Genomic DNA, 11,322 nt, shown 5'->3' with positions numbered 1-11,322 from the left:
GCACTTCGCTGCCGATGCCGGTGTTGAAGGCCATCGGCACGAAGCCGAGGCTGGCGACCAGCGCGGTCATCAGCACCGGGCGCAAGCGGGTCAGTGCGCCTTCGGTGATCGCTTGGTCGATCGGCCGGCCGCGATCGATCAGCTCACGAATGAAGCTGACCATCACCAGCCCGTTCAGCACGGCGACGCCGGACAAGGCGATGAAGCCGACACCGGCCGAGATCGACAGCGGAATGCCGCGCAGCCACAGCGCCAGCACGCCACCGGTCAGCGCCAGCGGCACGCCGCTGAAGATCAGCGCCGCATCGCGCGCCGAGCCGAGTGCTGCGAACAGCAGCATCGCGATCAGGATCAAGGTCACCGGGACCACGACCGCCAGCCGCGCCGAGGCTGATTGCAGTTGCTCGAAGGTGCCGCCGTAGCGAATCCAGTAACCCGGCGGCGGCTGCACCCGGGCATCGACCGCCCGCTGCACTTCGGCGACGAAGCTGCCGAGATCGCGGCCGCGCACGTTCGCCGTGACCACGACTCTGCGCTTGCCGTCTTCGCGGTTGATCTGGTTGTAGCCGCTCAGCAGTTGCAAATCGGCGACTTCACCGAGCGGGACGAATCCTCCTTTTGGAAGCATCAGCGGCAGCCGCTTCAGCGCTTCCGGGTCAGCCCGCAGCGTTTCCGGCAGGCGGATCACCAGGTCTTCGCGACGATCGCCGTCATAGAGTTGGCCGGCGATGCTGCCGCCGGTGGCGGTCGCCACCAGCTCCTGCACGGTGCTGATGTCGAGCCCGAGCCGGGCCAGGGTTTCGCGCTTCGGCAGGATGGTCAGCACCGGCAGGCCGGTGGCCTGTTCGGCGCGGGCATCGGCGGCACCCGGCACCGCTTGCACGATCGCTTCGATCTGCTCGCCGAGCTTCACCAAGGTATCGAAGTCATCGCCGAACACCTTCACCGCCAGTTCGGCACGAACACCGGCGATCAGCTCGTTGAAGCGCATCTGGATCGGCTGGGTGAACTCATAGTTGTTGCCCGGCACGCGACGGACGATCGCTTCCAGTTCGGCCACTAGCCGGGCTTTCGACTTGCCTGGATCAGGCCATTCACTACGGGGCTTCAGCATGATGAAGTTGTCGGCGACCGATGGCGGCATCGCATCGGTGGCGACTTCCGCGGTACCGATCTTGGCGAACACGCGCTCGACTTCCGGCATGGTCATCACCGCTGCTTCGAGCTGCGCCTGCATCTGCACCGCCTGGCTCAGGCTGGTGCCGGGGATGCGCAGCGCGTGCATCGCGATATCGCCTTCGTCGAGGTTCGGCACGAACTCGGTGCCGAGCCGCGTCGCCAGCCAGCCGCAGCCGATCAGCAGCACCAGCGCCGCCGCGACCACCACGACGCGTGCTCGCAAAGCGGCCGCCAGCATGGGCGTGTAGACCTTGCGCGCGAGTCGCATCAACCAGACGTCACGCTCGGCCACCGGCTGGGTGAACAGCAAGGCAACGGCGGCCGGCACAAACGTGATCGACAGCAGCATCGCCGCGATCAGCGCCAGCACCACGGTGATCGCCATCGGGTGGAACATCTTTCCTTCGACGCCCTGCAAGGCAAAGATCGGCAGGTAGACGGCGGTGATGATGAACACGCCGAACAGCGCCGGACGGATTACTTCACGCGTCGCGTCGAAGACCAGCTTCAGGCGCTCGTCGAGGCTCAGCGTGCCTTTGCTTTCGGCCGCGTGCGACAGCCGCCGCAGGCAGTTCTCGACGATGATCACTGCGCCGTCGACGATCAGCCCGAAGTCCAGCGCGCCCAGGCTCATCAGGTTCGCCGAGACCTTGCCCTGAACCATGCCGCTCAGGGTCATCAGCATCGCCAGCGGAATCACCGCAGCGGTGAGCAGCGCGGCGCGCAGGTTGCCGAGCAGCAGCATCAGCACGACGACCACCAGCAGTGCGCCCTCGATCAGGTTCTTCTCGACCGTCGCCAGCGTCTTGTCGACCAGCGTCGTGCGGTCATAGACGGCGATGACGGTGATACCCGGCGGCAGGCTCGTCTTGATCTCATCCAGCTTGGCGGCGACTGCTTTCGACACCGTGCGGCTGTTCTCGCCAAGCAGCATGAACACCGTGCTCAGCACCACTTCATGGCCGTTCTGCGACGCCGCACCGCTGCGCAGTTCGCGGCCGGCCTGGACGCTGGCGATGTCGCGCACCCGCAGCGGCACGCCGTCCTGCACGTGGACGACGATGGCGCCGATATCTGCCATGTCGACCGCCTGGCCCGGCACCCGCACCAGCCATTGCTGGCCGTTCTGTTCGACGTAACCCGCGCCCCGGTTGGTGTTGTTGCCAGCCACCGCACGCTGCAGATCGCCGATCGTCAAACCGTAGGCGAGCAGCTTGGCGGGGTCGGGCGCGATCAGGGTTTCTTTCCGATAGCCGCCGATCGGGTTGACCTCGACGACGCCCGGCACTCTCAGCAACTGCGGGCGGATCACCCAGTCGTGCTCGGCACGCAGATCGGCCGGCGTGATCGGCGAGCCATCGGCTTTGGTTGCGCCCGGCACGGCATCGACGGTGAACATGAAAATCTCGCCCAAGCCGGTCGCCACCGGTCCCAGCTCCGGCGTCAGCCCGGCTGGCAGCTGGCTCTGAACGGCGTTGATCCGCTCGGCCACCTGGGCGCGAGCGAAGTAGATATCGGTGCCGTCCTCGAACACCGCCGTGACCTGGCTCAGGCCGTAGCGGGACAGCGAGCGCGTCGCCACCAGCTTCGGCAGCCCGGCCATCGCCGTCTCGATCGTGTAGCTGACCCGCTGCTCGGCCTCCAGCGGCGTGTAGCCGGGCGCCTCGGTGTTGACCATCACCTGGACATTGCTGATGTCCGGTACGGCATCGATCGGCAGCCGGGTGAAGCTCCACAGGCCGATGGCGATGATGACCAGACTGGCGAGCATCACCAGGCCGCGTCGTGCGATCGCCAGTTTCAGGATTTTCTCGATCATGGTTCTGGCCTCAGTGATCGTGAGCCGCGCCGGACTTCTCGATGTCGGCCTTGATCAGATAGCTGTTGCCGCTGACATAGATCGCACCGGGCTCGAGGCCATCGAGCACTTCCACCCACTTGCCATGACGACGGCCTAGCGCCAGCGGCCGCGCCTGGTACTGGTCACCGATCTGCTCGAAGACCACGCTGGCCTCACGGTACTGCTGCAGGCCGCTGGTCTTCACGGCGAGCGGCACGTCGATGCTGCCGACTTCGACGTCGGCAGTGACGAAAGTGCCGGGCGGAAATGCGCCGCTGCGGTTGTCGAGCACCACGCGGGCCGTGACCGCCTGATTGCCGCCGGCTTCGAGGCCGATGCGCGACACGCTGCCGGTGATCGCGTCGCCACCATCGGCCGCGCGCACGCGAACCACGGCACCGGGCCGCACGCGCGCGCGGTCCCGCGGAAACACCGACAGCTCGGCCCAGACCGAGGCCGGATCGGTGATCGTGAACAGCATTCGCTCACCGCTCTGCTCGCCGGGATTGGCATCGCGCGCAGTGATCACGCCGGCCATCGGCGCAGTCAGCGCCACCGGTTCGAGGCTCAGATTGCTTTCGATCACGGCCAGCGTTTCGCCGGCCTTGACGGTATCGCCGATCGAGCGCCGCACGCTCTTGATCAAGCCCGGAAAACGCGCTGCGACTTCGCGCTGATGCTCGGCATTGGTCGCGATCTGGCCGTACAGGATCAGCGTTTCGACAAGCTTCGCCGGGCCGGCGATTTCGGTCACCAATTTCGATGCGGCCGCGACGTCGGCGGGAATCCGTACCCGGTCGTCGTGGTCTTCGGCGGCCTGGTGCTGTTCGCTTTTGGCCTGAGTATCGGCAGCGGCTTCTGGGCTGTTGTTATCGCGGCCACAAGCAACAAGCAGCAAGGTCAGCAACAGGGACAACGTGAATATGTTTGCAGGCTTCATCGGGATTCTCATGGCGTGGTTCGCGCCGGCAGCAGGCCGGTCAGACGATCGATTTCGGTGGCGAAGCCCCAGCCGTCGGCAGCGGCCTGGATGCGCGCGCGGCGGGCTTCGAGGAATTCCTTCTGGGCGGCGATCAGTTCCTGGTAGCCGTAGCGGCCACGGCTATAGGCGTACTCGGTCTGGCGTAGCGCTTCGCTCATCTGCGGCAGCACGGCGCGGTCCAAGGTGTCGGCGGCGGTGCGTGCGTGCTTCAGCTCCTGGAACAGTTCGAACAGCTGGGTCAGGCCGCGCGTCTCGGCTGCCGTGCGCTGCACCGATACCTGTTCGGACAAGGCCCGCGCTTCGGCCACCGCGCCCTGGCTGGCATCGCGCACGCCGAGCGGGATCGACAGGCCGAAGACGCCAGCGAAGTCATTGCCGGACTGGTAGCGGCGCAGGCCGGCGGACACCTGCCAGGCCGGCTTGCGGCGCTGCTCGGCGAGCCGCAGCTCGGCATCGCGCACGCGCTGTTCAGCGATGAACCCCAGCAGCGCCGGATTGGCCTGCAGCCGCTCGGCCAGGGCTTCGAATGGCGCCAGCGCCGGCAGCACCATCAGATCGCCAAGGGCGATGCCGAACGCCGGTTCGCGATCGCCCCACAGCGAAGCGAGCTGACGGCGGCTGGTCAGCAGTTCGTGCTCGGCATGCTCGTGCTCCAGCTCGGCCCGCGCCAGTGCTGCCAGCGCGCGCGAGACTTCCGCCGATGGCACGGCGCCGGCCTTGACTCGTTTGCGCGACAGGTCGACGGTCTGCTGCGCCAGCTCGATCGCTTCGTGAGTGACCACCAGCTGCGCCTGATCGGACAGCACATGGCCGTAGCGACGCGCCGTTTCGGCCGCGGTGTCGACCAGCTTTTCGAGCTGCGTGGCGGCCAGCTTGTCGCGTCCGGCCGAGGCAAGCGCGATGCGGCTCTGGCGCGCGCCTCGCTCCAGCACCTGGCTGAGGCTGATGGTGAATTCGGCACTGTCGATGCCGCTGCGAGCACCGCTGCCGAGCGCGTCTTCAACGCTCAGATTCAGCAGCGGATTGGGCACCAGCGCGGCTTGCACGCTGCGGCCATCCTGGGCACGAAACTCGTAGCCGAAGGCAGCGAGGTCCGGGTTCTTTTCCAAGGCCTGGGCAACGGCTTGGACAAGCCGGATCGGCGGGCCTTCCAGAGGTGCTTCCGCTTCTGCAACAGCCACGACGGGAAGCAAAGACAGCACGCCGACGCAGAGCCGGCGAGCGAATGACAACCACATGGTTCATCTCCTTCTCAAAGCCGCAGCGCTTGGCGCCAGCGGCGTTCGATACCCAAGCCTTCAGCGGCCGGGCGCGTTCAGATCACGCGAAGGAGAAACGGGGTGGACCGCGCAGTGGCGGCCGTAAATGCAGCGGAGCTTGAGCGAGCCGGATGACCGGGCGGGCGGGGCGCAAGCCAATGCGCCGACCGAGCGGCAGCAGCAAGCTGACGGCGATCAGCAAGGCCAGTACCGGCAGATCGAGCGACGGCAGTTTGGTCACGCCGTCATCGGCTGCCGAGACTTCGACATCATGGTGATGCACGTCGTCGCTGATCAGATCGCCGCCCGCAGTCTCGACGTGATGCAGCCCGCCATCGACGAAGTGCAGCGCGCTCGGTGCTTCCGAACCATCGAAGCAGAGATGCTGATGAACGCCGCCCAGCCGCATCACCAATACGGCAATGCAGGCCAGAACCAGCAGGAAGGGGCGGGTGCTCATCACGGCGAAAGGGTAGCAGAGCCGAGCCTCGCTTCGAATGAAGGTCGATCGATGAAGCCTGCATGGCACTCAAGTTCCCGCCCGGCAGGCCGTTAGATGAAGCAGGCAAACGAAGGAACCGGCGATGGCCCACTACATGAATTCCGCGATGAACCAGTACCGCCAGACCGGCATCGCGGCGGCGACCGTCGAGACTGATCCGGTCAAGCTGATCGAGATGTTGCTCGGTGGCGCAATCGATCGTCTGGCGTATGCCCGTGGCGCGATGCTGCGTCAGGAACGCGAGGCCAAGCATCATTATCTGACCTCGGCGATGTCGATCATCGAGCATCTGCGGCTGGTGCTGGATGTCGATGCTGGCGGTGATATCGCTCGCAATCTGCGCCGCCTCTACGACTACATGCTCGGCCGTCTGCCGGCCGCGAACCTGGCTGACGATCCGGCGGCCGTTGATGAAGTGATCGGCCTGCTGCGCGAGATCAAGATCGGCTGGGACGTGATCACGGCGCGCGCCAGAGCACACTGATCGAGGTCCAAGGGCGTCAGCGATCCGTCGCCCGGCTGACGGGCGCAGGCCTTGCACGGAACCCTTCATGCCTGATCCGAACCCGATGACCGTCGCTGTCGGCGCCCCGCTCGGCGAGGCGCTCAGCTATGACGCTGCGATGCCGGTCAGCTGGGCGCCGCTGGCTGCGCTGCCGGGTGCGGTGCGTCTGGAGCAGTTCAACGAGGACAATCTGCGCGTGCTGGCGGCCGTCGCCTTGCTCGACGAGCAGCGCAGCATCAGTACCGCCGCCGATGAAAGCTCGCCGATCGATGCCGAGATCGCGCGGCTGAACCAGAAGCTGAATCTGGTCATCGATCTGCTTGGCTTTCTGGTCAACCAGAACGCGCCGGTGGCGGAAGCGCGCCGCGTGCGCCTGTCCTGGCAAGGCCTGGTGTTCAGCGGCGAACAGCCGCTTGGCGAGATCGGCCTCGTATCCCTGCGCCTGAACCGCAGCGTGCCACAGCCGCTGGTCTGGCCGGCGCGCATTGTCCATGTCGATGGCGATGAACGTCACGCTCGTTTCGAAGCGTTTGGCGATGCGCTGCAGACGGCGGTGGAGCGCCACGTCTTCCTGCGTCACCGTCGGGCGATTGCCGGACGGTTGCCGGTCCGGGGCCGGACGACTGCGAACTGAGCTTGCCGGTACAGCGCGGCGCTAGACTGCGGCCATCTTTCGTGCCGGATCACCCGTTTGCCATGCGACTCGTCCTCGCCGATTCCCAACCGCTGGTCCGAGCTGGCATCCGCAAGCTCTGCGAAGCGATTGCCGGCACCGAAGTGCTGGGCGAAACCGGTGATGGCCAGCAGTTGCTGGAACTGGTGGCCCGGCAGCAGCCGGATCTGGCGCTGATCGACCTGAGCTTGCCGACCATCAACGGCCTCGACGTGCTGCAGCAGATTCGTCGCCACTATCCGCAGACGATGGTGATGGTGCTGTCGGCACGCTCGGAGGCTTCGCAGGTGCGCGCGGCGCTGAAGGCCGGCGCCGTGGGCTATCTGTCCAAGCATGGCGAAGCGGTGGAACTGGAACTGGCGCTGAAGGCAGTGGCCAAGCGTCAGACCTACCTGAGCCCCAGCGTCTCGCACACCTTGGTCGGCGTCCGCAAATCGGCACGTGCCGAGGACAGCGTGACCCTGCCGCGTCGTCAGCAGCAGGTGCTGCAGATGATTGCCCGCGGCAAGTCGACCAAGGAAATCGCGCAGCTGATGGGCATCAGCACCAAGACCGTCGAAACCCACCGGGCGCGGATGATGGATGCGCTCGGTCTGTACGGCACCAATGCGCTGATGCGCTACGCGATCCGCACCGGTCTGGAAGGCGCGGAAAGCTGAGCTATGTGGGCCAGCCCACTCTGAAATCCCAGCCTCGCCCAAAGCTTGCATCCGGACCGGCGAGGGCAATTTCCGGACCAGTGGCGAATCCGCTGATCGGCTTTTGACACTTGTCAGGATTTTGCTGACATCCGGTCAGGAATAAACTGATTGGGCGATGCTGAACTTTGCTTGAGGATGGCTCCACGGAATCACTCAACGGAGCGCAACCATGAAGCCGGCCACCAGGATGGGCATGTCGCAGAACCTTGCGATGACTCCGCAACTGCTTCAGTCCATTCGCCTTTTGCAGCTTTCGGCGATCGAGCTGGAACAGGAAGTGGAAACCGCCCTGGAAGGCAATGTGCTGCTCGAGCGCCATGACGACGTCACCCCGACGACCGCCGGTGCCGAAGCGCCGTCTCCCGAGCTGGTCGACCGCACGCAGGCCAGCAGCGAGTCCACGGAAGTGGCGGTCAGCGGTTGCGATGAAGCCGCCGGTGATCGTGTCGATGCCGACTTCGACTGGTCGAGCGCCGAGTCCTGGTCCGGCGGCGAACCGACCGAAGACGGCGAGCCTATCGAAGCCCGCCGCGCCGCGGCGCCGATCGAGGACGCCCGGGTTGCCGCCCTCGAACAGCTGGAGCTGATCATCGAAAGCCGCCGCGACTGGCAGCTGGCGGTGGCGATCATCGAACACATCGACGACAACGGTTATCTGGAAACCGAACTGGCGATGATCCTCGCCGGCCTGCCGGCCGAATGGCAGGTGACGATGGACGAACTCGAATCTGCGCTGACCACCGTGCAGAGCGTCGAGCCCACCGGCTTCGCGGCCCGCGATCTGCGCGAATGCCTGCTGCTGCAGCTGGAAGCGATCAAGGCCGGCACGCCGGGCCGCAACCTGGCGGAAACGCTGGTGATGAACCATCTGGAGCGCGTCGCTGCCCGCGATTTCGGCAAGCTGCGCAGCGAACTCGGCGCCACCGAAACCCGCATGATCCAGGCGATGGATCTGATCCGCACGCTCGATCCGAAGCCGGGTGCCTCGCGCATCGAACCGGCGCAGGCGGTGGTGCCGGATCTGATCGTCAGCGGTGTCGCCGGTGCCTGGAAGATCGAACTGAATCCGGCCAGCCTGCCGAAGCTGCGCATCAACAGCACCTACGAGCGGATGATGGCCACTTCGGCCAGCGCCCATCGCGGTTTGAAAGATCAGATGCAGCAGGCGCGCTGGCTGGTTCGCGGCCTGGAAATGCGCCATGAAACCTTGCTGAAGACGGCCCGCGTGGTGTTCGAGCGGCAGCGCGATTTCCTGCGCCGTGGCGAGGAAGGCATGTTGCCGCTGACCCTGCGTGAAGTCGCCGACGCGATCGCCATGCACGAGTCCACCGTCTGCCGCGTGACCTCCAACAAGTTCGTCGCCACGCCCTGGGGCGTGTACTCGATGAAGGACTTTTTTCCGAGTCAGATTCAGGGCGCGGAGAGCGATACCTCGGGCATCGCGGTGCGGGCGATGATCCGCCGCATCGTCGATGGCGAGAAGCTGAGCGCACCGCTGTGCGATGGTGCCATCGCCGCTATCCTTGCCCGCGGCGGCGTGCTGATTGCCCGCCGGACGATCGCCAAGTACCGCGAAGCCATGAAAATTGCACCGGCCAAGGAACGCAGACGGATCGCGGTACCCGTTGCAGTCAGAATGGCGAGCTGATGCGGATCGTTGCTTGAACCGCGAGCCAAGGCCGCAGATGCGGCCCAGAGAATTCCGTGGGGAACCCATGAATACCGTTCGTACCTTGCTGGTCGATGACAACGAAGCGTTTCTGGTGCTGGCGCGCCACCTGTTGGCCACGGTGCCGGAAATCAGCGTCGTTGGCCTCGGCCATGACGGCTACGACGCCGTGCGTCTCGCTGAAGAACTGCGCCCCGATCTGATCCTGATGGACTTGTCGATGCCGGGCATGGGCGGCCTGCAGGCCACCCGGCTGATCAAGGCGCAGGACACGCCGCCGCGGATCCTGATCGCCAGTCACTACGACGATGCCGAGCACCGCGAGCACACCGCGCAGGCCGGTGCCGACGGCTTCATTTCCAAGCACGATTACGAGCACCGCATCGCCGAATACGTGCGCGCCAACATGGCGGCATCGGTACAGGAGGGCGGCGCGCATGGCTGAATCCCGCGTGCTGGTGATCGACGGTGACGAGCAGAGCTCGGCCACACTCGCCTCGATCCTGCAGTTCATCGATTTCGTGCCGGTCTGCGTGCCCAGTGCAGCTGCGCTGAAGCTGGCCGATCGCAAGCCCCAGGAATGGCTGGCGGTGATCGTCGGCCAGGAAGCCGATCCGGCGGCGCTCGGTCGCTTTGTCGAATGGTTGAAGCGTGACCGTCACCATCCGCCGCTGCTGGTGTCACCGCAGCGCCAGGAAGCGATCTGCGAGCAATTCAGTCTCGATCGCAGTGCCTGCTTCGCACTCGAACAGCCGGTGCGCTACGCCCAGCTGAATGATCTGCTGCGCCGTGCCGGTCTGGTGCGGATGGATCAGGAAGCGGCGGCCACGCGTCTAGTTGGCCCGACCGGCAATTCGGCACCGATCCGCAAGGTGCGGCGCATGGTCGAACAGGTGGCCGGCCACGACACTACCGTGCTGGTCACCGGCGAATCCGGCACCGGCAAGGAAGTGGTGGCTCGCGCGGTGCACGAGCAATCGGCGCGTCGCGACAAGCCGTTCGTCGCGGTCAACTGCGGGGCGATCCCGAGCGAGCTGCTGGAATCGGAACTGTTCGGCCACGAGAAGGGCGCTTTCACCGGCGCGATCACTTCGCGCAAGGGCCGCTTCGAGATGGCCGATGGCGGCACGCTGTTCCTCGACGAAATCGGCGACATGACCTTGCCGATGCAGGTCAAGATCCTGCGCGTATTGCAGGAGCGCACCTACGAACGCGTCGGTTCCAATCGCAGCATGCGCTGCGAAGTGCGGATCATCGCTGCGACCCATCGCAACCTTGAAGAGAACATCATCAAGGGTACGTTCCGCGAAGATCTGTTCTATCGCCTGAACGTGTTCCCGATCGAGATGCCGGCGCTGCGTGAGCGCCTTGAAGATCTGCCGCTGCTGATCGATGACCTGATCGACTCCATGCGTCGCAATGGTCATGGTTCGGTCAGGCTGTCGCCCGATGCCGTGCACGCGCTGCGCGCCTATCACTGGCCGGGCAATGTTCGCGAACTGTCGAACCTGATCGAGCGTCTGGCCGTGCTGCATCCACATTCGATGGTCGGCATCGCCGAACTGCCGACCCGCTATCGCCAGAACGTGGCGCTGCCGGTGATGCCCGTGACGCCAGTGCCCGCGGTGGCCGATGAAGAACACGAGCCGATTGCTGTCAATGCGCGGAGCCAGTCCAGCGGCTCGGGACTGGGCTCGTCCGGCTTCACGGCGATCAGCAGCCTGCCGCCGCTGTCCTCGGCCTCGAGCACCTACTTCCCGTCGGCATCGACACAGTTGCCGCCAGATGGCGTCAACCTGAAGGACCACATCGAAACCATCGAGCTGGCCCTGATCAAGCAGGCGCTGACGCAGTCCTCCGGCGTGGTCGCCCATGCTGCGAAGCTGCTCAACACGCGACGCACGACGCTGGTCGAGAAGCTGCGCAAGTACGGCCTGCAGCGCGACGACGCCGACCTCGAAGCCTAGGGCTGTCGCCCCCGAAACCTAGAAACGTCATCCCCGCGCAGGCGG

General features: G+C 65.6%; 10 protein-coding genes. 6 read left to right on the top strand and 4 right to left on the bottom strand.

Annotation, left to right across the window (positions count from 1 at the left end; translation table 11 throughout):
* From QZY06_RS04960 to QZY06_RS04945, 4 genes are all read right to left on the bottom strand, one after another.
* Positions 1-2,998: CusA/CzcA family heavy metal efflux RND transporter (locus QZY06_RS04960; protein WP_295680984.1), on the bottom strand; the 2,998-nt coding region annotated here is incomplete at its 3' end.
* A gap of 10 nt (positions 2,999-3,008) precedes the next feature.
* On the bottom strand, positions 3,009-3,959 hold the full coding sequence (locus tag QZY06_RS04955; protein WP_295680982.1) for an efflux RND transporter periplasmic adaptor subunit: 951 nt from the start codon (positions 3,957-3,959) through the stop codon (positions 3,009-3,011).
* An 8-nt stretch (positions 3,960-3,967) separates the two neighbouring features.
* The gene (locus tag QZY06_RS04950) at positions 3,968-5,239 is read right to left on the bottom strand and encodes a TolC family protein (RefSeq protein WP_295680979.1); all 1,272 of its coding nucleotides are present in this window, start codon (positions 5,237-5,239) and stop codon (positions 3,968-3,970) included.
* A gap of 82 nt (positions 5,240-5,321) precedes the next feature.
* The gene (locus QZY06_RS04945; RefSeq protein ID WP_295680976.1) at positions 5,322-5,720 is read right to left on the bottom strand and encodes a hypothetical protein; all 399 of its coding nucleotides are present in this window, start codon (positions 5,718-5,720) and stop codon (positions 5,322-5,324) included.
* 124 nt (positions 5,721-5,844) lie between these two features.
* Between QZY06_RS04945 and fliS the strand changes: the two genes are divergently transcribed.
* From fliS to QZY06_RS04915, 6 genes are all read left to right on the top strand, one after another.
* A complete protein-coding gene (gene fliS, locus QZY06_RS04940) occupies positions 5,845-6,246 on the top strand; it encodes a flagellar export chaperone FliS (RefSeq protein ID WP_295680973.1) in 402 nt (133 codons plus the stop codon).
* Between the two features lie 67 nt (positions 6,247-6,313).
* Positions 6,314-6,901, top strand: a complete 588-nt coding sequence (locus tag QZY06_RS04935; protein ID WP_295680971.1) for a PilZ domain-containing protein — start codon at positions 6,314-6,316, stop codon at positions 6,899-6,901.
* 62 nt (positions 6,902-6,963) lie between these two features.
* A complete protein-coding gene (locus QZY06_RS04930) occupies positions 6,964-7,599 on the top strand; it encodes a response regulator transcription factor (protein WP_295680967.1) in 636 nt (211 codons plus the stop codon).
* A gap of 211 nt (positions 7,600-7,810) precedes the next feature.
* Entirely contained in the window at positions 7,811-9,289 is a 1,479-nt protein-coding gene (rpoN, locus tag QZY06_RS04925; RefSeq protein WP_295680964.1) for an RNA polymerase factor sigma-54, read from the top strand.
* A 67-nt stretch (positions 9,290-9,356) separates the two neighbouring features.
* Positions 9,357-9,755, top strand: coding sequence for a response regulator transcription factor (locus QZY06_RS04920; protein ID WP_293388408.1), 399 nt, complete (start codon positions 9,357-9,359; stop codon positions 9,753-9,755).
* Positions 9,748-11,277, top strand: coding sequence for a sigma-54 dependent transcriptional regulator (locus tag QZY06_RS04915; RefSeq protein ID WP_295680961.1), 1,530 nt, complete (start codon positions 9,748-9,750; stop codon positions 11,275-11,277). Before QZY06_RS04920 ends, QZY06_RS04915 begins: the two co-directional genes overlap by 8 nt.
* The last annotated feature ends 45 nt before the right edge of the window (positions 11,278-11,322 follow it).

Origin of the sequence: uncultured Nevskia sp. (assembly GCF_903885465.1) — a bacterium.
Taxonomy (GTDB): domain Bacteria; phylum Pseudomonadota; class Gammaproteobacteria; order Nevskiales; family Nevskiaceae; genus Nevskia.
Note: the sequence above shows the minus strand (reverse complement) of the source record. Positions and strands in the feature narration are given on the sequence as shown.

Bases quoted from the DNA above. Each gene is read 5' to 3' on its own strand.
- QZY06_RS04955 (WP_295680982.1), bottom strand. From the start codon at position 3,959: ATGAAGCCTGCAAACATATTCACGTTGTCCCTGTTGCTGACCTTGCTG.
- QZY06_RS04950 (WP_295680979.1), bottom strand. From the start codon at position 5,239: ATGTGGTTGTCATTCGCTCGCCGGCTCTGCGTCGGCGTGCTGTCTTTG.
- QZY06_RS04945 (WP_295680976.1), bottom strand. From the start codon at position 5,720: ATGAGCACCCGCCCCTTCCTGCTGGTTCTGGCCTGCATTGCCGTATTG.
- fliS (WP_295680973.1), top strand. From the start codon at position 5,845: ATGGCCCACTACATGAATTCCGCGATGAACCAGTACCGCCAGACCGGC.
- QZY06_RS04935 (WP_295680971.1), top strand. From the start codon at position 6,314: ATGCCTGATCCGAACCCGATGACCGTCGCTGTCGGCGCCCCGCTCGGC.
- QZY06_RS04930 (WP_295680967.1), top strand. From the start codon at position 6,964: ATGCGACTCGTCCTCGCCGATTCCCAACCGCTGGTCCGAGCTGGCATC.
- rpoN (WP_295680964.1), top strand. From the start codon at position 7,811: ATGAAGCCGGCCACCAGGATGGGCATGTCGCAGAACCTTGCGATGACT.
- QZY06_RS04920 (WP_293388408.1), top strand. From the start codon at position 9,357: ATGAATACCGTTCGTACCTTGCTGGTCGATGACAACGAAGCGTTTCTG.
- QZY06_RS04915 (WP_295680961.1), top strand. From the start codon at position 9,748: ATGGCTGAATCCCGCGTGCTGGTGATCGACGGTGACGAGCAGAGCTCG.